This is a genomic window from Lactobacillus nasalidis (assembly GCF_016587775.1).
GTDB lineage: Bacteria > Bacillota > Bacilli > Lactobacillales > Lactobacillaceae > Lactobacillus > Lactobacillus nasalidis.
Genome location: NZ_BOCG01000114.1, coordinates 1 through 18,948 on the forward strand (window position 1 = coordinate 1; position 18,948 = coordinate 18,948).

General features: G+C 53.4%; 18 protein-coding genes and 1 tRNA gene. 12 read left to right on the forward strand and 7 right to left on the reverse strand.

The window, feature by feature from the left end; genetic code table 11:
• On the reverse strand, positions 1-150 hold a 150-nt coding region (locus lacNas_RS01700; RefSeq protein WP_201346530.1), incomplete at its 3' end, for an oleate hydratase.
• A gap of 249 nt (positions 151-399) precedes the next feature.
• Here lacNas_RS01700 and lacNas_RS14110 point away from each other — a divergent pair.
• The 4 genes from lacNas_RS14110 (at position 400) to lacNas_RS01715 (ending at position 3,657) form a co-directional block, all read left to right on the forward strand.
• A complete protein-coding gene (locus lacNas_RS14110) occupies positions 400-969 on the forward strand; it encodes a hypothetical protein (protein ID WP_244660656.1) in 570 nt (189 codons plus the stop codon).
• The gene (locus lacNas_RS14115; RefSeq protein ID WP_244660657.1) at positions 903-1,586 is read left to right on the forward strand and encodes a chloride channel protein; all 684 of its coding nucleotides are present in this window, start codon (positions 903-905) and stop codon (positions 1,584-1,586) included. The genes lacNas_RS14110 and lacNas_RS14115 overlap by 67 nt, the downstream gene beginning before the upstream one ends.
• A gap of 83 nt (positions 1,587-1,669) precedes the next feature.
• Positions 1,670-2,149 (forward strand): DUF3955 domain-containing protein, encoded by a 480-nt coding sequence (locus tag lacNas_RS01710; RefSeq protein ID WP_201330704.1) that lies wholly within the window; start codon positions 1,670-1,672, stop codon positions 2,147-2,149.
• 392 nt (positions 2,150-2,541) lie between these two features.
• Positions 2,542-3,657: a vitamin B12 independent methionine synthase gene (locus lacNas_RS01715; RefSeq protein ID WP_201330705.1), complete on the forward strand. Its 1,116-nt coding sequence runs from the start codon at positions 2,542-2,544 to the stop codon at positions 3,655-3,657.
• Between the two features lie 65 nt (positions 3,658-3,722).
• Here lacNas_RS01715 and lacNas_RS01720 read toward each other — a convergent pair whose 3' ends face one another.
• Together lacNas_RS01720 and lacNas_RS01725 are read right to left on the reverse strand one after the other, a co-directional pair.
• Positions 3,723-4,652: a DegV family protein gene (locus lacNas_RS01720; RefSeq protein ID WP_201330706.1), complete on the reverse strand. Its 930-nt coding sequence runs from the start codon at positions 4,650-4,652 to the stop codon at positions 3,723-3,725.
• Between the two features lie 81 nt (positions 4,653-4,733).
• The gene (locus lacNas_RS01725; protein WP_201330707.1) at positions 4,734-5,276 is read right to left on the reverse strand and encodes a TetR-like C-terminal domain-containing protein; all 543 of its coding nucleotides are present in this window, start codon (positions 5,274-5,276) and stop codon (positions 4,734-4,736) included.
• Positions 5,277-5,384: 108 nt separating this feature from the next.
• On the opposite strand from lacNas_RS01725, the gene lacNas_RS01730 reads away from it, so the two are divergent.
• From lacNas_RS01730 to add, 3 genes are all read left to right on the forward strand, one after another.
• Entirely contained in the window at positions 5,385-6,407 is a 1,023-nt protein-coding gene (locus tag lacNas_RS01730; RefSeq protein WP_244660658.1) for a zinc-dependent alcohol dehydrogenase, read from the forward strand.
• 110 nt (positions 6,408-6,517) lie between these two features.
• Entirely contained in the window at positions 6,518-6,859 is a 342-nt protein-coding gene (locus tag lacNas_RS01735) for an HIRAN domain-containing protein (RefSeq protein ID WP_201330708.1), read from the forward strand.
• 237 nt (positions 6,860-7,096) lie between these two features.
• Positions 7,097-8,089: an adenosine deaminase gene (gene add, locus lacNas_RS01740; protein WP_201330709.1), complete on the forward strand. Its 993-nt coding sequence runs from the start codon at positions 7,097-7,099 to the stop codon at positions 8,087-8,089.
• A 92-nt stretch (positions 8,090-8,181) separates the two neighbouring features.
• Here add and cysK read toward each other — a convergent pair whose 3' ends face one another.
• The 4 genes from cysK to lacNas_RS01760 form a co-directional block, all read right to left on the reverse strand.
• The gene (gene cysK, locus lacNas_RS01745; protein WP_201330710.1) at positions 8,182-9,105 is read right to left on the reverse strand and encodes a cysteine synthase A; all 924 of its coding nucleotides are present in this window, start codon (positions 9,103-9,105) and stop codon (positions 8,182-8,184) included.
• A complete protein-coding gene (locus lacNas_RS01750; protein WP_201330711.1) occupies positions 9,095-9,907 on the reverse strand; it encodes a homoserine O-acetyltransferase/O-succinyltransferase family protein in 813 nt (270 codons plus the stop codon). The genes cysK and lacNas_RS01750 overlap by 11 nt, the downstream gene beginning before the upstream one ends.
• A 304-nt stretch (positions 9,908-10,211) precedes the next feature.
• Positions 10,212-11,588: an MFS transporter gene (locus lacNas_RS01755; protein WP_201330712.1), complete on the reverse strand. Its 1,377-nt coding sequence runs from the start codon at positions 11,586-11,588 to the stop codon at positions 10,212-10,214.
• 113 nt (positions 11,589-11,701) lie between these two features.
• Positions 11,702-14,080: a Xaa-Pro dipeptidyl-peptidase gene (locus lacNas_RS01760; protein ID WP_201330713.1), complete on the reverse strand. Its 2,379-nt coding sequence runs from the start codon at positions 14,078-14,080 to the stop codon at positions 11,702-11,704.
• Positions 14,081-14,284: 204 nt separating this feature from the next.
• Between lacNas_RS01760 and lacNas_RS01765 the strand changes: the two genes are divergently transcribed.
• The 5 genes from lacNas_RS01765 to lacNas_RS01785 all read left to right on the forward strand — a co-directional run.
• Positions 14,285-14,358: transfer RNA gene (locus lacNas_RS01765), tRNA-Arg, on the forward strand.
• Positions 14,359-14,542: 184 nt separating this feature from the next.
• Positions 14,543-16,681: a type IA DNA topoisomerase gene (locus tag lacNas_RS01770; RefSeq protein ID WP_201330714.1), complete on the forward strand. Its 2,139-nt coding sequence runs from the start codon at positions 14,543-14,545 to the stop codon at positions 16,679-16,681.
• Positions 16,682-16,872: 191 nt separating this feature from the next.
• Positions 16,873-18,189 carry a hypothetical protein gene (locus lacNas_RS01775; RefSeq protein WP_444979749.1) on the forward strand — a complete coding sequence of 439 codons (1,317 nt, stop codon included), beginning with the start codon at positions 16,873-16,875 and terminating at the stop codon, positions 18,187-18,189.
• A gap of 174 nt (positions 18,190-18,363) precedes the next feature.
• Positions 18,364-18,831, forward strand: coding sequence for a 5-(carboxyamino)imidazole ribonucleotide mutase (gene purE, locus lacNas_RS01780; RefSeq protein ID WP_201330716.1), 468 nt, complete (start codon positions 18,364-18,366; stop codon positions 18,829-18,831).
• The coding region (locus tag lacNas_RS01785) for an NAD(P)-dependent oxidoreductase (RefSeq protein WP_280515423.1) at positions 18,821-18,948 on the forward strand (128 nt) is incomplete at its 3' end. The genes purE and lacNas_RS01785, both read left to right, overlap by 11 nt.

Consider the following 18,948-nt stretch of genomic DNA (forward strand, 5'->3'; position numbering starts at 1 on the left):
CTTGCCGTCCATGTGGCCGTCGCGAATCATAAAGACGCAGGCAGCCAGACCGGCCAGACCGCCGCCGATGACATAGGCGCTCTTCTTGTCGGCGTCTTTTGGTTTTCTTGCATCAGTAAAAGCTTCGTAATTACCATTTGAATAATACATCTCATTCACCTCATAATTTACTGCTTACTGTGATTTTCATCTTTTTTCTTTTTTCACTTTGCATTCTAGCATTTACGAAAAGCGCTTTCAAATAAAATTTTGCTTAAATTTTCTGGCCATCGAATAGAAATGGTTGATTAGATAAAAAAGCCAAAATATTTCTGTCAATCAATAAAAAAATGCCTGGAGAGCACGGAAATTTGTTATCATGAAATGATGTAAACATAAGGATTAGAGAGGATGTTGACGATGAAGCGGCTGAAGAGCCTGGCTTTTATCTATGCAAGTATATTTAGTTTGCTGATTGGCGTGGGTGCAGGAATTTTTTTGACAATTTCCAGCGAAATGATCGCGCTGTTTTGGTCCGGGAAAATTCTGACCCGCCCGGGCCTGCTGCTGGCGCAGTGTCTTCTGTTCGGCCTGGCGATCGGTTTGCTGCAGCTGAGAGTCGGGGCTTACCCGAAGACGATCAAGCAGATCCTGGCGGAATTTAAGCAGACGGGAAAGGTATCGGGAGCCAGCTGGCGGACCTGGGTCAACGGCACGGTCATCTTGGCCGGCGGGGCCAGCGTGGGGCCAGAAGCCTCCATGACGGGAATCATTGCCCGCCAGGCCAGTTTTATGGGCCAGCAGCTGACCAATTACCTGACTGATCCCGACTTGCCCGCGGCCCCGCTGAAAAAGCAGCTGGCGGCCTTGTTCAGGCCGTTTGCCCCGGCAGAAGGGCCACTGAAGGATGTTTTCGCCAAAAAGTGGCGGCAGAAGGCCAGCTATGTCATCTGGACCGGGCTGGGCATTTTAGCTTTGCCGTCTGGCTGAAATTTTTCCCGGAAGCAAAGGTCTTCCAGGTCGGTTTTGCCCCGGTCAAATGGACCTGGCAGGGGCTCTTGCTGACGCCGCTGGCCTTTTTGCTGGGCTGGCTTTTCGGCAGCTTCTTCTTGAAAATGGAAGCAGCCGGGGCCAAAATTGGGGAGACGATTCCCAACAGCCTGATCAAGGGGATGCTCGGCGGCCTGCTTTTGGGCATTGGCGGCCTGCTTTCCAGCTACCTGCTCTGGTCTGGAGCTTTTACCATGTGGCAGCTGGTTGATGAGGCGGCCAAGCTGGGGCCGGTCTTTTTGATCTGCCTGGCGGTCGGCAAGTGCCTTTTGACCAATTTCGGCTTCGGCCTGGGCTGGCGGGGCGGCACGATTTTCCCGGCAATCTTCTGCTCGGTTGCTCTGGGCCTGGCTCTGGCCCTGCTGCTTCCTTGGTCGCAGAACCTGCTGGTGGCGGTTTTGACGGCAGCCAGCGTGAGCGTGATCGTTGGCCGGCCCAAGCTGGTAGCGGTCCTGCTGGTCTTTTTGTTCAGCCTGCGCCTGGCCCCGGTCATAGTGGTGGTTTGCCTCTTGTGCGAAAAAATGCTGCAAAGCAAGCGGCTATTTCCCCGGAAATAATTGCCTGCAAGCAAGGCTTGCTTGTCTAAATGCGGCAATTCTCCTAAGCTGGAAATAGAAGCTGAAAGGAAAGGAGACTAGTGATGAAATTTAGTGAACAGATCAAAAAACTGCGCCAAGAGCAGCAGCTGACCCAGGAGGAATTCGCGGCCAAAATCCACGTGACCCGGCAGGCGGTTTCCAATTGGGAAAATGACAAGAACCTGCCCGACCTGGAAACCTTGATCGTCATCAGCCAGACTTTTCAGCTTTCTTTAGACCAGTTGATTTTAGGAGGAACTGAAATGACGGACAAATTAATCAAAGACGGCAGCGAGACCAGACGGGCCAAATTCAACTTTTTCTCATCCCTGATTGGCGGCTTTTTGCTGCTGATTGGCTTGATCTGCTTTGTAATCAAGGCAAACTCAGTGGAATATATCGACAAGCAGGGGATCTTGCATGAAAACTTCTACTTGCTGCCTTTGGGCTATCTCTTTCTCTTCTCGGGCTTGACCGTGATTATGGTCAGCGGCGTCACTTATTTGTTCAAGAAGCACCGGCTGGAAAATAGCAAAAAATAATTTTTTCCGAAAAGCTTGACAGCTTCCGGCAAAAGTTTTAAGATTATGGCAATTAGATTAATGAATGCTGAGAAAAGATGAGTAGCTGCTGGGAGCTTTTTCCAGAGAACCGGGTTGGCTGAGAACCGGCAAAGGCAAAGGCGGCGAAGATGGTCTTGGAGCATGATCAAGCGGTGAGCATGGCAAGCCGCTTGCGGGGAAGCGCCCGATACAGCGCAGGCTTTCTCCAAGGAGGAAGTTGTTGAGGGCCTGACCGTGAAGCCAGGCTGAAGAAGAGTGGTAACACGCAAAGCGCGTCTCTTGACCGGGGAACCGGTTGAGGGCGCGCTTTTTTCGTGACCGCGCCAGTTTGTTTCTTGTATTTTGCTTTTGTTTGTCAGAAAGGACACATTATGACTAAATTATCCGCACCATACCGTTACGACATCGTTGGCAGCTTCCTGCGCCCGCAGGAACTCAAGGACGCCCGCCAGCAGGTCAGAGAGGGCAAGCTGAGCCAGGAAGACCTGGCCAAGGTTGAAGACAAGTGGATCAGCGATTTGATCGCCAAGGAAAAGGCGGTCGGCCTCAAGGCCGTGACCGACGGGGAATTCCGCCGCAGCTGGTGGCACCTGGACTTCTTGTGGGGCCTGAAGGGCGTAATCAAGTATGACTACCAGCAAAGCTACAAGTTCCACGGTGCCAAGACCAGAACCGACAACGCGGAACTTGGCGGCAAGGTGGCCTACAACCCGGATCATCCTTTCTTCAAGCACTTCCTCTTTACCAAGCAGGCAGCCGGCGACGCGGTAGCCAAGCAGACTATTCCGTCACCGACGATGCTCTTCAGAGACAACCGTTCTGACAACTGGCCGGAATTTTACGCCAGCTGGGACGAATACCTGGCTGACTTGGGCAAGGCCTACAACGAAACCATCAAGCATTTCTACGACTTGGGCTGCCGCTACCTGCAGATCGATGACACCACCTGGGCCTTTTTGATCAGCAAGCTCAACGAAAGCCAGGACAAGCCGGAAGAACATGCCAAGTACGTGCACCTGGCCGAAAGCGCCGTGACGGTCATCAACGCGGCCTTGAAGGATTTGCCGGAAGACTTGACGGTAACCACTCACATCTGCCGCGGCAACTTCAAGTCCACCTTCCTTTTCTCAGGCGGCTATGAGCCAGTGGCACCTTACCTGGCCCAGCTTAACTATGACGGCTTCTTCCTTGAATACGATTCAGACAGATCAGGCGACTTGGCACCGATCAAGCAGATCTGGAACGGCCGCGAGGAAGTCAAGATCGTGCTGGGGCTGGTGACTTCCAAGTTCGGCAAGCTGGAAGACAAGGACGCGGTTATTGCCCGCTTGAAGGAAGCCAGCGGCTATGTTCCGCTGGAAAACCTCTGCCTCAGCCCGCAGTGCGGCTTTGCTTCAACTGAAGAAGGGAACACCTTGACTGAAGAAGAGGAATGGAACAAGCTGAAGTTCATCAAAGAAGTTGCTGATGAAGTCTGGGGCGAATAAGCCGGCTCAAAATTTGTATAAAAAAACCTGTGCGCTTAGCACAGGTTTTTTGTTTCTTGCTCTTGTTAAAATTTCTCGCCGACTTCGGCTGATGCAACGTCAGCCAGCGGCTGGCCGTTTTCATCAAAGTAGCTGTCCAGGTCCCGGCACCAAATAATGGCAATGGTGTTCTTGCCGCAGTGGACGCCGACAACCGGGCCGATGATAGAGCTGGTGAACTTGTCTTGAGGGAAGGCTGCCTGGTAGTCGCTCAGCCACTCGGCCTTGCGTTCGGGGTTGGCCGCGTCGAAAATAGTGGCTTGAACCGGGTAGTCCTTGTTCTCCGTCAGTTCGCGGAAGTCGTTTTGGATGTGCTTGTAGGCCCGCTTGTACTGCCGCTCCTTGGCAATGGCGGAGATGTGGCCGGTCTTTTGCACGTCCATGGCCAGAATCGGCGTGATATGGAGCAGGGTGCCGATGAAGCTGGCGGCGTTGGACAGGCGGCCGGTCCGCTTCAAGTGGGCCAGGTTGTCGACCAGGAAGCGGACGCCGATGGTTCTGCGCAGGTCTTCCAGGTCCTTCATGATCAAGTCGGCGCTGGCTCCCGCACTGGCCAGCCGGGCCGCCAAAATGGCACAGTCGGCCAGGCCGGCGCAGGTGACGCGGCAGTCAAACGGATGGATCCGGATGCGGTCTTCCTCTCCGGCGTAGTTCACTAAGTTGGCGTAGGAGCTGGAGATCCCGCTGGACAGGGGCAGGACGATCACGTCAGTGTAGCCTTCTGCCACGTAGCGGTCGACAAATTCCGTGATTTGGCCTAAAGATGGCTGCGAAGTCGTCGGCAGGCTCTCGCTGGAGGAGATTTTTTCATAGAATTCCTCATAGCCAATGTCAACCAGGTCATAATAAGTCTTCCCGTCCCAGATCAAAGGGATCGGCACCACGTCGATATGGTATTTTTCCTGTTGTTCCTTGCTTAAGTATGCAGAACTGTCAGTCAGAACAGCAACTTTCATCTTATTTTTCCTCCCAAATTTATTAGAGATGCTTTTAAGTTAATTTTAGTTAAAATAGGATGAATGAGCAAGTTTGGCGGATTATTGCTGCAGGCAGGCGGGCAGGGTCTGGTAAATCGTCTTCGCCATCTCTTCCGGGCTTTCCTGGCAGCCGTTTTCGACCCAGTAGCGCAGAATCATGGTGAAGGCTGACTGAAAAGCGATCAGGACGTAGACGTCCTCGTCTTCCATTCCGTTTTTTTCGCAAAGCGGGTTGATCACCCGGCTGAAAAGCTGTTCCTGCTCGGTCCGCAGGGGGAAGGTCGTTCTGGTTTTCAAAATGGCGACGTAGAAGTCCCGGTGCTTTTTGATGAAGTTGAGGAAGGGCACGAAGGACGGCTCGCTCAAAGGAACTGAGTGCGGGTAGTCAGCCATCAAATCCCGGCGCAGCTTGCTTTCGGTCTTGTCCAGCATGTCGGGCAGGTCCAGGTAGTGGGCGTAAAAAGTCGACCGGTTGATGCCGGCACGTTTGACGATGGCGCTGACGGTGATTTTGGGCTTTTTTGGATCGTTGAGCAGGGTGAGCAGGGCCTTTTCCATCAAGTCCTGGCTGCGGCGGAACTGCTGGTTGTTTTTGGTATTCATGAAAATTTCCTTTGCTAAATCTCCAAAGTTCCAACACTTATTGGAAAATTGCTGATTGTCAAAACTATCATAAGCAAATAAACTTGATAAGTAAAGGAGTGATCAATTATGAAAACAATGAAAGCAGCAATTTATTACGGACAAAAACATGTTGAAGTCAAGGAACTGCCAATCGAAGAGTGCGGTCCGGATGATGTTTTGGTGCAGAACATCTACTCCAGCATCTGCGGCACGGACGTGGCCGTTTACCAGCACGGCCCAAACACTGGCCACAAGGTAACCCCGGGCGGTGAATTCGGCCATGAGACGGTTTCCCGGGTGGTCAAGGTCGGGGAGAACGTCAAGGACGTGCAGGTTGGCGACCGGATTTACCCGTATCCGCTTTTGGCCAAGAACGATATTTCAAGAGCTGGCACCCTGGGCGGCTTTTCCCAGTACATGCTCTTGCCAAAGGCCAAGCTGAATCGGTCCTTCTACAAGGTTCCGGCGGCCATCAGCGACCGGCTGGCAGCCTTGACTGAACCGTTCACGGTCGGCACCAGAGCAGCCCGGCGCGGCAACCCGCAGGCCGGCGAACACGGCATCGTTTTCGGTGCCGGCACGATCGGCATTGCCGCGGCAGTTGCCTTGAAACATTTTGGCATGGACAAGGTCATGATCTGCGACTTGGCCGATTTCAGACTGAACATCGCGCGGGAGCTGGGCTTTGAGGTCTGCAACCCAGGCAAGGAAGACTGGCGGGAAAAGGCCCAGGCCTACTTTGGCCAGGCCCGGTCGCTGACCGGGGAAGTGGCTGACATCGATGAGTGGGTTGACGCTGCCGGCGCCACCAGCATCCTGGACGACTTCTTTGACTTTGGCAAGATCTCCAGCCGTTTCGTGGCCGTAGCCGTCAACAACAAGCCCCGGCAGGTGGACCTGCTGCACATGACTTATGCCCAGCAGAGCCTGATCGGCTCCGGCGGCTATTTCCCGGAAGACGTCAAGGACGTTTTCGCCATCATGTCCAGCGGCAAGTGGCCTTTGGAGAAAATGATCACCCAGGAATATCCTTTGGACCAGATCGTGACTGGCTTGGAAACAGCCAGCGATCCTTCTAAGGCCTTAAACGTCATCGTCAAGCCCAACTGAAATAGCTTTTCAAACAGCCCTTGCCGCCGGAAAAATACAGGATTATAGTTAATGTAGAAGTTTTTTGCAAAAAAATATTAACTATACATGCACGAATGGAGGCGGACAGTATGGAAGATATCTTCTTCACCGTGGCGGGATGCAAGCACTACTATGGCACGGAAGCTTTCAAGCCAGGGATGCGGGTGACCTTGTACAAGGAACCCGACAATGATTATGACAAGGAAGCCATCCGGGCCGAAGCCCGGGCTCTCGGCAAGATCGGCTATGTGGCCAACAGCCCTTATACTGTCTTGGGTGAAAGCCGCAGCGCCGGCCGCCTGTACGACCTGGTCGATGACGGGGCAGTAGGCCGGGTGCTTTATGTTTTGCCCCAGGGTCTGGTCTGTGAGCTTGAACAAACCGGTTTTGAAAAAGTTAAAAAGATTTCTAAAAAACACAGGCAGTATTAATTTGCCGTGAAAAATCCTGCTTGGAAGCACAATGTTGCTTTCAAGCAGGATTTTGCTTTTTCAAAAGAAAATATATTCCAGCAAATTCCGAATGATCTCCCTGGCTTATCCAGCTTGTGTCAATCGACAAGCCTATGTATTTTGAGAAAAAGCCTTTAATAAAGCCAAAAAAGTGCTAGAATAGTAACAATTATTTTTACTGAAATTGCTTGATTTTTGATTTGACGAAGGACAAACATGAAAAAACTGATTGACCTGCACCTGCATTTAGATGGCTCCGTGCCATACCAAACCGTCCGTAAACTGCTGGCTGAAGAGGGCAAAAGCCTGCCAGAAGCTGAACTGCGAAAAAGACTGTCCGTCAGCCCGGACTGCCGCAACCTGGACGAGTACTTGGACAAGTTTGATTTTCCCTTGTCCTTGATGCAGACGGCAGAGAATCTGCGCTTAATCGTCAAAGAGCTGCTGCAAGAATTGCGGGGGCAGGGGCTGGTTTATACCGAAATCCGCTTTGCCCCGCAAAGGCATACCAAATTTTTGACCCAGGCGGAAGCTGTCCAAGCTGCATTAGCCGGCCGGGATGATTTTTACGCCTGGCAAAAAGAGCAGGAAGGGCCAGACCTGCACGTCAATTTTCTCCTTTGTTTGATGCGGCTAGTTGGCCAGGATGAAGCTAACTGGGAAACGGTCAAGGTGGCCAGAGACTTTATGGACCAAGGGGTAGCTGGCCTGGACTTGGCGGGCCCAGAAAACGAAGAAGTCGCCAACCGCAAGTATGCTCCCTTTTTCCAGCAGGCAAAGGAATGGGGAATCCCATACACCATCCATGCCGGGGAAGCCGCGGGTCCAGAATCGATGAGAGAGGCTCTGGCTTTAGGGACTAAGCGGATCGGCCACGGCATCCGCTGCCAGGAAGACCCGGCTTTGGTTAAAGACCTGGTTGAAGATGGGATCAGCTTGGAATGCTGCGCCAGCTCGAACTTGAATACCAAGGTTTTTAATCAGATCGCTGAATATCCCCTGCGCTCAATGCTGGGGCAAAAATTGCGGGTAACCCTGAACACCGACAACATGACGGTATCAGCCACCAACCTGCCGCATGAATACCAGCTCATGGAAAAGCAGGGCTTGACCAAGTCAGAAGAAAGACAGCTCTATTTGAACTCTGTCCGCGCCGCTTTTGCCAGCCAGGAAGAAAAAGAGCGCCTTTTGGCCTTGCTGGAAGAATAGAAGAGATAAGAAAACTGCATCCCTGGAGATGCAGTTTTTTTGATTAGTTGCTGATGTAAGCTGTAGTGTCAATTAATGAATTTGCTTGCTTTTTATTGGTACAGGGCGGTTGACAGGTAGCGTTCGCCGTTGTCTGGAGCAACGGTAACGACCTTCTTGCCAGCCCCCAGCTTTTTGGCCAGTTCAATGGCCCCGTGAATGTTGGCCCCAGCAGAGATCCCTGGCAAAAAGCCTTCCAGGCGGGCCACTTCCCGGGCGGTTTCAAAGGCATCGTCGCTTGAAACTTCCACGATGCCGTCGTAGATGGACTGGTCCAGTGTCTTCGGGATGAAGCCGGCAGAGATCCCCTGGATCTTGTGCGGGCCCTTCTTGCCTTCCTTTAAAAGCGGAGATTCAGCCGGCTCCAAGGCATAGACCTTGACGTCGCCAGCCTTCTTCAAGGCCCGGCCGATCCCGGTCAAGGTGCCGCCAGTGCCGACCCCGGCCACGAAAGCATCAGGCAAATCCCCGGCAAAGGCATTGATAATTTCCTGGCCCGTGGTCAGTTCATGAATTTCCGGGTTGGCTGGGTTTTCAAACTGCATCGGCATGAAGTAGCCCTTTTCCTTAACCAGCTTTTCTGCCGTGGCAATGGAAGCAGCCATCCCGTCCTTGCCAGGAGTCAGGATCAGTTCTGCCCCGTAGGCGCGCATGATCTTCTTTCTTTCCTCGCTCATCGTCTCCGGCATGGCGATGATCAAGTGGTAGCCCTTGGCGCTGGCGACTGCGGCCAGGCCGATGCCGGTGTTGCCGGAAGTCGGTTCGACGATCGTGTCGCCGGCCTTGAGCTTGCCTTCTTTTTCGGCTTTTTCGATCATGGCCAGGGCAATCCGGTCCTTGATGGAGCCGGCCGGGTTGAAGAACTCCAGCTTGACGTAGACGTCAGCGGCGCCTTCCGGGACGACCCGGTTCAATTTGACGATCGGCGTGTGGCCGATGGTTTCCAAGATGTTGCCATAAATGCGATCAGTTGACATAGTTTTTACCTCCTTGAAATTGTTGAACGGCTTGAAGCCAGTTCTTGAAAAAATGCTCCTGCGTGCTTTCCCAGGTAAACTGGGGCAAAGCCATGGCGGATTCATCCGCGAAATAGCACTGCGGTTTCGCTAAACCGGTGTCATCACCTCCTCTAGCGGCAAGTTCGCGCTGGTACTCTTTGCTGAAAGCCTGCGGCCCGTATTCCAGATGCGAAAACAGAAAGCTCTGCCGGCCGGGGCCGCTGACCAAACACAGCCTCCCTTCCGGTGTCTGGGCATGGATGGTCAGGCGCGGATTGCGCAGGATTTCTGCCCGGTTCATTTCCGCGTAGCGGGCGTGCGGGGCGCGGAAGCCGTTGGCCAGCCCGGCCAATAAGGGACTGGGGGCCAGAATCCGCTGGGAATATATGCCGAAAAGCTTTTCCTTGAGGGGATGCTTGCCGATCCCGTAAAAGTAGTGCATGGCCGCCATGGCTCCCCAACAGACATAGAGCTGGGGGATGGCGAGGGACTTGAGCCGGTCAAACAGCTGGGTGAGCTCGTCCCAGTAGTCGACTTCTTCAAAAGGCAGCTGCTCGATCGGGGCTCCGGTAATGATGAAGCCGTCCAGGCCGCTCAGCTCGTCCAGGTCCAGCGGCTTGGCCGGCCAGTTGGGCGGCAGCGGCCGGAAACGGTAGTGGCTTCGGGGATAGAAGTAGCTGATTTCCAGTTCCGGGTCCGCTTGGCCAAGGACATAGCTGAAACGCTTCTGGGTGTCGATTTTGTCATGCATCAGATTGAGAATGCCAATTTTTTTGATCATGTCTGTATCTTTTCTTTCTAAAAATCCGCGGCAACAAAAAAGACGCGTGAGCTCAAGCTCAACGCGTCTTAAACAATCGAAACGATCTGGAATTTGCGCCAAAGGTCAGGCGGCCTTCAGCCAACGCCAAATAGTGGATTGCTTAAGACGCAATCCACAACAACAAGCAGTCATATTCTGTTGGAATAGATTCTTGTTAGACATTTGACGTACCTCCTAAATTAATTACTTGCAGTATAACTACAATTTTCAGTTTTTGCAAGCAAAAAGTTAGAAAGAAATTACAAAAGCGGCATTTCTTCGGTTATTTCTTTTTCTCTTGCAAGCGGAAATTGCGCCAGATGGCCAGCAGGGTCAAAAGGGCCAGCAGGCTGAAGAGAATAAAGTCGTAGCGCCCGCCCTGGTAGCTTCTTTGGGCCAGGCTGCCCTGGCCCTGCTTCTGACTCAGGGAAATCAAGGCCGTGGCCAGGCTGACGCCGACGGAGCCGGCAAACTGCTGGATCATGTTGAAGGCAGAGTTGACGTCAGCGACGTTTTTCCGGTCAACCAGAGTCGAAGCGTTGGAAATGGTATTGGAGAAGCTGAGGTTGAAGCCGGACCGGATCACGATGTGGCAGAGCACGATCAAAAGCGGCGTTAAGAGCGGCTGCAAGACGATGAGCAGGCAGTTGCCGAGCAAAAAGAGCCAGCCGCCAAGCATAAGCGGCTTTTTGAAGCCGTAGCGGTCAGCCATTTTCCCGGCCAGGGGCGAAATCAAGGCGCCGACAAAGGAACCTGGCAAAAGGGCCAGGCCGGCGATCAAGCTGCTGGCAGCCAGGACGTATTGGGCATAGGTTGGAATTGCCACTGAGAGGCCAATATTGATGAACTGCAGGCAGAAATAGGTCAAAGCTGCCAGGCAGACCGTCTGCTTGCGGAAGATGGCCAGGTTGAGCAGCTGGTTTTGCCCGCGGTTGTTGACGTAGACAAACAGGGCAAACAGACCGGCACCGGCCAAAAGCAGCAGCCAGGCAGCAGAGCTGCTGCCGATCAGGGACAGGGCGTAGATGATGGCAAACAAGGCCAGGGCCAGCAATAGCAGGGCCTTGTAGTCAAAGGCTTCCTTGTTGCCGGGAACCTGGTTGCGGATGTACAGCTGGCCGCCGATCAGACTGATGACGGCCAAAGGCAGCAGGATCCAGAAAATCATCCGCCAGCTGGCCCATGAGACGACCAGCCCGCCATATGTTGGCCCCAAAGCCGGCGCAAAGGAGATGATCATGCCCGCAAAGCCGGTCATCAAGCCCAGTTTTTTCTTGGGAACCTGAGTGAAGATCAATTGGAACATGATTGGCGTTGAAAAGCCGGTGGCGATCCCTTGGATAATTCGGCCGACCAGCAGCATCGGGAAGCTGTTGGTGCAGGCACAGACAACGCAGCCGCAAATAAAGGCGATCGCGGCTCCCAGGTGCAGCCAGCGGGCCGGCACCTGCTTGAGCAGGTAGGCCGTGGTGCCCATAATGATGGTAACGGTCAGCAGATAGGCCGTGGTGATCCACTGGACGGTGGCCAGGGGCTGGTGAAACTGCTTGACCAGCAGCGGATAGGTGACGTTCATGGAGGTTTCGTTCAAGATGCCGATGAAGGTCATGAGCCCAGCGCTGAAAATGGCGAGGTTGACTTTGTTATTTGTCGTTTCCATAGATTCCTTTCTGAAAAAAAGCACAAAAAAAGCTGTCAGCGGTAGCTCCGCAACAGCTTTTAAATTATCTTTCAACAAGACTATTCTATCATAAATCAGCTTTTCCAAAAAAATTATTTCCGGTAGACCAGCAGGCCGGTATCAGCCAGGTCGATGGTATAGTCTTCATCTTCCAGGGGCCGTTTGGTCATGCCCTGGTCGGTAGAGTAGATGATCAAGGCCAGTTTGGCGCCAGCCGGCAGGGTGTAGTAGGTCGGCTGCAGTTCGAATTCCAGGTCGACGAACTGGCCAGGTTCCAGCGGACTAGGCTTCTTCATGTCCTGGTAGTTCTGCAGGTTCATGTGCGCCTTGGTGATCAGCTTGGCCTTGGTGGCCTTGGCCGGGACGAACTCTTGCAGGGAGTCGCCGCCAAAGCGGAAGCCAAATGGCTGGTTGCCCCGGCCCAGAATCTTTGGCGTTGCCGTCAAGCGCTGGCGGGTTCCCAGGTCGACTAAGGCGACTGACAGCTGACCGACCTTTCGGCTGGCAGCAACCTTGACATGCACTTTCGGCCGGCCGACAAGCGTGGTCGGGTGGGCGAATTCTTCGCTTTCAAAGCGCAGGCTGCACTTGGCCCATTTTTCTTCGCCGCTGATAAACTGGTATTCCCAGTCAGTTTCACTGATGCCGGATTCTTTGAATTCCCGGCCGCCCAGGTCGGTGAAGGTCAGCTTCCCTTGGCCGCTTTCCAGAGTCGACAGATCCCCGTCAGCCGTTGGCCGGTAGAGGCTGGCCTGGCCCAGGTCATTGTCCCAGTCGTTTTCGGCATGCCACTTGTCGGCTTCCAGGTTGTCTTGGATCATGACCTTTGGCCACTGCTCGTAGGCCCCGTTTTCAATTCCCAGCAGCTCGTGGACGAACCACAGGTTCATGAGGTCGGTAAAGTCGATGGATACCAGGTTGTTCATGTTGTAGTGCGGCCCTTGGTGCAGGAAGAGGCGGGATTCGACCGGGAGCTTTTTGACCTTTTGCCAGATCTTGTAGACGTTCTTTGGCTTGACGTTCCAGTCGTTTAAACCGTGAACGGAGATCCAGGAGCACTTGATGCCGTCTGTGTGGTGGCGGTAGTTTCTGGCCTCCCAGAAGTCGGAGTACTGGCCGCTTGCCCGGTCCTCAGCTGCCAAGAGGGCAGCCTGCTCTTTTTCATAAGCCTGCTTGGCGGTGAAATTGCCCCCGTCCCAAAGGTTTGACTGGCAGACTTCGGCCAGCTTGTCCAGGTCTTCGCCCTGGCATTCTCCCGGCGCGATGACCAGGCCGTGCTCGCGGTAGTAGTCGTACCAAGAGGAGATGGCAGCTTCGGAAACGACCGTCTTGAGCCCCTTGACCCCGGTGGTGGCAATGGCGATCTGCAGGGTTCCCAGGTAAGAGCGCCCAGTCATGCCAACGTTGCCGCTGCACCAGCTGGCCTTGGTTTCAAAACGGCGGGTGCGGTCGGTGTATGCGACCCGGTCGCCGGTCAGCCATTCGATGACTTCTTTTTGAGAAATCGTTTCTTCAGGTGCTCCCGTGACCCGGATCCCGTCGCCATGCCGGTTGCCGATTGCCCCGGAGAAGACGGAGGCAAAGCCGCGGGCCAAAAGGTATTCGTTTAAGCCATAAGAGGATTTGCCAGTGGCCAGTTCCGTGGCCGGCACGTCCTCGCTCTTTGGCGCCGGGCTCTTGACCAGGGGCTTGGCCACGTATTTTGGATTGGTCCAGCAGCAGGCGTCAGTCAAGTTTTCGTCGACATTGTGGTTGGTCTTTTCGTTGTCGATGATCCCGCCGAAATAAGGCGAAGCCGTGTACAGGGCAGGAACTTTCAGCTGCCCCTGGCTTTCAGCCGGCCGGAAGACCGTGACCGGCAAAAGGTCGCCCAAGCCGTCGCCGTCGGTGTCCAGATCGCTTTGCACGTAGACGACCTCGCGGATGACCTGGCTAGTGTCAAAAACCGGCAGGGACTTGCCATTGAAGAACATGAACTTGCCCTGGCCCCAGAACTGGGTGAAGTAACCCTTGCCGGCCATGACGTCCAAAAGGATCTGGCCGTTTTTGCTGCGGGTGTTGAGCAGGCGGTAGAAGGCAAAGATCAGGTCTTCTTTGCCGGCGATGTCTTTAAAAGGCGGCAGGGCGTGCTTTTTGGCGCAGGCCAGCGGGTCGCTTAGGCTGTAGTCGTAATTCGGGTGATAGCCTAAAAGCTGCAGGGCCACATTGGCAAACTGGCTGCCCGTGATTGCCGTTGGCGTGTCCAAAAGGAAGCTTTCCAAGTCGCGGCCTTCGCTGACGGCGAATTCGCGCAGCTTGGCATCCTTGGCCTGCCGGGTCGTCGCCTCGGCCAAAACGTTGCCCGTCAAAACGGCCAGCAATTCGCTGAAGGACAAAGAAGCGTAGTTTTCCGGCAAAAAGTTGATTTCCAGCAGTTCAGCGCTGGCTTTTTCCGGTGTGGTTTTGACATAGGCGTATTGATTGTATTTCATGTGCAAACCTCATCTTTTTTCTTTATTAAGTGACATCTTTCAAGTTAATGCAAGCAAACCGCTTCCGTTTTGTCAAGAGCCACGGGAAAAATCGCCAGCCAGGCAGCAGAAAAAATCCGGCACTGAAAAGTAATTTTTTTCAAAAATATATTTGACAAGAATGCCCTGGTCTAATATACTTAATATGTTGCGTCGGGACATGACGGTTCGGTAGCTCAGCTGGATAGAGCAACGGTCTTCTAAACCGTGGGTCGTGAGTTCGAATCTCACCCGAATCATGATTGCAACCAGAGAAATCACTGAGTTTTAACTCAGTGATTTTTTTGTTGTATCCGCATAAATATTGCCAAGCCGGCAAAAGTCACTTATAATGTAAGAAACATCAGTTCGGGCAAGCTGGGCCGGCCGGCTTGGTCTTTTTATTTGCCCGCGATTTTTGACGACAAGAAGTAGAGGAAAATAATGACAACGGTAATCTTAGCAGAGAAGCCCAGCCAAGCCCGGGCATATGCGGCGGCTTTCGCGCAAAGCCGGAAGGGAACGGGGCTGATTCATGTGGCGGATCCCATTTTGCCGGCAGAGACGGTCATTACCTATGGCTTTGGCCACCTGGTGGAAATGGCCATGCCGGAAGCCTATGATGCCAGCTACAAGCGCTGGTCTTTGAAGAAGCTGCCGATTTTTCCCGACCAGTACAAGTACCTGGTTCCCAGAGACAAAAGACAGCAGTTTAACATCGTCGCCGGTCTGCTGCGGGCGGCTGATACTATCGTAATCGCCACTGACAGCGACCGCGAGGGCGAGAACATTGCCTGGTCCATCATGCGGCAAAGCCGGATCGACCTAAAGCAAAAGCGCCTTTTCCGCCTGTGGATCAATTCCCTGGAGAAAGCCGCCATCCGGGAAGGCTTCCAGCATCTGCGGCCCGGCTGGGACTACTATTCCCGCTATAAAGAGGCCCAGACCCGGCAGATCAGCGACTGGCTGGTGGGGATGAACGGCAGTCCGCTGTTTACCCTGCTTTTGCGGGGGCAGGGAATCAAGGGCACCTATTCCATCGGCCGGGTGCAGACGCCGACTTTGTACATGGTCTACAAACGCGACCAGGAAATCGCCAATTTCAAGCCGGAAAAGTACTGGCTGCTGATGGCCGATTTTTGGCAGGGAAGGCGGAAATTTACCGGGCGGCTGGTCCCCGACATGAAATTCAAGAGTCCGGCGGAACTGGAACAGTTTTTGCTGACCAAGAGCGGGAGTTTGGGCAAGCAGACCGGCCGGGTTGCCCAGGTGGACAAGGAGCAAAAGAGCCAGGCCAGCCCCCGCCTGTTTTCTCTGTCCAGCCTGCAGACCGAAGCCAACCGCCGCTACCACGCTTCAGCCAGCCAGGTTCTCCAGGCCGTGCAGAACCTGTATGAGAGCAAGTTCTTGAGTTATCCGCGGACTGACTGCAACTATATTACGGCCAATGAGTATGCTTATCTGGCCCAGAACCTTTCCCGCTACCAGGAACTTTTGCCAAATGCTGCGGCAGTCGCTGAGCAGCTGAAGCCGCTGAAGGCAGAAAAGCGCTATGTTGACTCCAGCAAGGTTCAAGAACACCACGCCATCATCATGACCAAGACCGTGCCGACGAGCGCCCAGCTGGCCAAGATGTCCAAGCTGGAGAGCCGGATCTATGACCTGGTCTTGCGCCGGACTTTGGAGATGTTCTTAAAAGCCTATCTCTATGAAAAAACGACGGCCTTGATTCAGGTGGGCCAGCTGACTTTTAAAGCCAGCGGCAACGTCAGCGTCAACCTGGGCTGGAAGATTCTGGAAGGTCCGGTCAAAGACGCCCAGCTGCCGGCTTTAGAAGTGGGCCAGGAACTGACGGCCAAGCTGAAAGAACAGGAAGAAGAGACCAAGCCCCCGGCCAAGTTCACGGAAGGCAGCCTGATCACGGCCATGAAGACTGCCGGCAAGACCCTGGACGATGAAGAAGCCCAGGCCATCTTAAAGGATGTTGAAGGCATCGGGACCGAGGCTACCCGGGCCAGCACCATCGAGATTTTGAAAAAGCGCGGCTACATGCAGAGCCGGCAAAACAAATTGTCAGTGACTCCGGAAGGAATGATTCTCTGCCGGGCGGCAGAAGCTGAGCCGCTGCTGATCAGCGCGCAGATGACCGCCCAGTGGGAAAAAGCCTTAAAGCAGGTCGGGGCCAAAGAGCGCAGCCAGGAGAATTTTTTAGGGCAGATCAAACGCTTTATTTCAAAGATGATCACGGAGGTTCCCGGAAAAATTCAAGTTGACCAGTCCCTGCAGGCCGAAGCCAAGAGCCGGCAGGAGGCCGCGGCTTCTTTGGGCCGCTGTCCGCTTTGCAAGCAGGGCGATATAGCAGATAAAGGAAAGTTTTACGGCTGCAGCAACTACCGGGGCGGCTGTCATTTTACCCTGCCCAAGAAGTTTGCTGGCAAGAACCTGGGCAAGCGGATCGTCAAGACCTTGATCAGCAAGGGCAAGACCGACAAGCTGGACGGCTTTGTTTCCAAAAAGAGCGGGCAACGCTATTCGGCCAAGCTCCAGCTGAACGACGGCAAGCTGTCTTTGGTTTTTGACTGATTTTTCAGCAAAAAGCAATAATTTTGGCTGGCGATTTAACAATTTCGTTACAAATTAACCAGCCTGTGGAAACTGTGGTAAAGTAGTGAATGACATTTATTGATGATTCTGTAAATTGCCTAAAAGTTTTTTATTAATAGCCCAGTAATTATGGATTTTATATTTTTGATAGTGATGAAAGGGAGAATTTGATGAGACATTTTGCCCTGGGGATCATGACCAGCGCGGCACTTTTGGCCGGCCTGGCCAGTCAGGCGCAAGCAAGCAGCGAAGACTACAGCAAGAGCACGAAAATGGACTTGACGACCAAGATCATGGGCAGCAAGAGCTACCAGGTTTATTCCTCGCTCAAGCTGGAAGAAGTGACCAAGAAAGTCAAGACGACGACTAAGGAAAAGAAGAAGTACACGGTCAAAAAGAAGGTCGCCTACAAGAAGAAAGGCAAGACCAAATACAAGACGGTCAGCCAGGTCAAATACAAGTGGGTAACCAAGACCGTTTATAAGAACGTGAAGAAGAAGGAATGGAAGTTTGGCAAGAAATTGACGGCTTCAGCCGACTTCCGCTATGCCCACGTTCAGTCAAAGTCTTACAAGGTCAAAGACGGCAAGCGCTATTACTACATTTACGTGGACGGCCGGCCAGTCGGCTACGTGAATGAAAAAGCTTTTGCCCTTTCCAAGGCCAAGGTGGTTTCTCAGATCAGCCTGGTCAACAACCCATCCGACACGGTTGGCTTCAATGCTGAAGATGCCATCAATTACGTGACAGACAAGCACGGCAGTCTGGTTGACAACGATTCGGTTACTATCAGCTGCAAGTCTTCCAAATTGAAGATCAGCGATAACGGCTATATTTCCAGCAAGAAGGCCGGAACGGCCACGCTGACTTTCAAGTATGGCAAGGCCAAGGCGACCAGCAAGCTGACGGTGCGCGGGGATGCCAAAGAAGGAATCAGTTCTGCCAATGTGACGCCTGTTCAGACTGACTTGCCGGAGCTTAAGACCTGGTCGGCCAGTGACGGGGCCAGTCTGTCTTCCTCATCATCCAGCACTTCTGCAGACATGGCATCCAGTGCTCACAGCTACTGGGCGACCAACATGTCTGGCAACACAAAAGGCGCGAACATTGAAACCATCTTCTACCACCCGGCAGTTTTGAGCGCTCCGGGTTCAAGCAACCTGGAAGGCAAGGTGTCCAGCGCCGTTCAAGGGATCGACTTTTATGACAAGGATCTGGTGACCAGCAACCTTGACCTGGGCCAGGCTGACAACCGGGAAGCCAGAGGGCACTTGGTCTACTACAACATGCGGGGCGTCAAGAAGTACAACTGGCAGCTGATTCCAGGCTCCCAGCTGAACTTCAGCACCTGGCTGAGTTACATTAAGAACATCAAGGTCAGCCCTTACATGAAGCGGGAGGTGGAAGGCCTGGCTTCTTACAAGTCAAAGATCTACCTGGCAATGAACAAGCGGGCTGAAGTCTTGGACGCCAACTTGCTTAAATAAGCCTAAAGACCACCATACGGTGGTCTTTTTTTACGACTTTTTAATTAAAAGCGAATGATCTTTATAGCAATTGCTCAAATAGTTCATCTTTCTCTTTAAAAAGTCCGCTTTTTCTGTTATCCTAAGGGAAAGCAGACAGGAGGAATAATCGTGACTAGTAGAATCAGTGTTGTAATGGGCTCCAAATCAGACTGGGGCTATATGCAGGAAGCTTGCAAGCTGCTCGACAAGTTCGGGGTTGACTACGACAAGCAGGTTATTTCAGCGCACAGAATGCCCGAGGAAATGTTCGCCTTTGCCCAAAAGGCAGCAGACAACGGCACGAAAGTGATCATTGCTGGTGCTGGCGGGGCAGCTCACCTGCCAGGGATGATTGCCGCCAACACTCCTTTGCCGGTAATTGGCTGCCCGGCCAAGACCAGCGCTTTGGGCGGGATGGACTCTTTGCTTTCGATCGTGCAAATGCCAGCCGGCATCCCGGTTGCAACGACCGCCATCGGCCCGGCCGGTGCCAAGAACGCGGCTCTTTTAGCCATGCAGATTTTAGGCATCGAAGACAAAGACCTCCAGCAAAAGATCGTGGACTACCGCAAGGAAATGCACGACCAAGCCAAAGAAAGCAGTGCAGACCTTGTCTATTAAAATCAAGCCCGGCCAAACCATCGGCATCATCGGCGGCGGGCAGTTGGGGCAAATGCTGACTTTTGACGCCAAGGCCAGCGGGATGAAAGTCATCATCTTAGACCCCACCCCGGCTTG

Bases quoted from the DNA above. Each gene is read 5' to 3' on its own strand.
- lacNas_RS14110 (WP_244660656.1), top strand. From the start codon at position 400: ATGAAGCGGCTGAAGAGCCTGGCTTTTATCTATGCAAGTATATTTAGT.
- lacNas_RS01710 (WP_201330704.1), top strand. From the start codon at position 1,670: ATGAAATTTAGTGAACAGATCAAAAAACTGCGCCAAGAGCAGCAGCTG.
- lacNas_RS01715 (WP_201330705.1), top strand. From the start codon at position 2,542: ATGACTAAATTATCCGCACCATACCGTTACGACATCGTTGGCAGCTTC.
- lacNas_RS01720 (WP_201330706.1), bottom strand. From the start codon at position 4,652: ATGAAAGTTGCTGTTCTGACTGACAGTTCTGCATACTTAAGCAAGGAA.
- lacNas_RS01725 (WP_201330707.1), bottom strand. From the start codon at position 5,276: ATGAATACCAAAAACAACCAGCAGTTCCGCCGCAGCCAGGACTTGATG.
- lacNas_RS01730 (WP_244660658.1), top strand. From the start codon at position 5,385: ATGAAAACAATGAAAGCAGCAATTTATTACGGACAAAAACATGTTGAA.
- lacNas_RS01735 (WP_201330708.1), top strand. From the start codon at position 6,518: ATGGAAGATATCTTCTTCACCGTGGCGGGATGCAAGCACTACTATGGC.
- add (WP_201330709.1), top strand. From the start codon at position 7,097: ATGAAAAAACTGATTGACCTGCACCTGCATTTAGATGGCTCCGTGCCA.
- cysK (WP_201330710.1), bottom strand. From the start codon at position 9,105: ATGTCAACTGATCGCATTTATGGCAACATCTTGGAAACCATCGGCCAC.
- lacNas_RS01750 (WP_201330711.1), bottom strand. From the start codon at position 9,907: ATGATCAAAAAAATTGGCATTCTCAATCTGATGCATGACAAAATCGAC.
- lacNas_RS01755 (WP_201330712.1), bottom strand. From the start codon at position 11,588: ATGGAAACGACAAATAACAAAGTCAACCTCGCCATTTTCAGCGCTGGG.
- lacNas_RS01760 (WP_201330713.1), bottom strand. From the start codon at position 14,080: ATGAAATACAATCAATACGCCTATGTCAAAACCACACCGGAAAAAGCC.
- lacNas_RS01770 (WP_201330714.1), top strand. From the start codon at position 14,543: ATGACAACGGTAATCTTAGCAGAGAAGCCCAGCCAAGCCCGGGCATAT.
- lacNas_RS01775 (WP_444979749.1), top strand. From the start codon at position 16,873: ATGAGACATTTTGCCCTGGGGATCATGACCAGCGCGGCACTTTTGGCC.
- purE (WP_201330716.1), top strand. From the start codon at position 18,364: ATGGGCTCCAAATCAGACTGGGGCTATATGCAGGAAGCTTGCAAGCTG.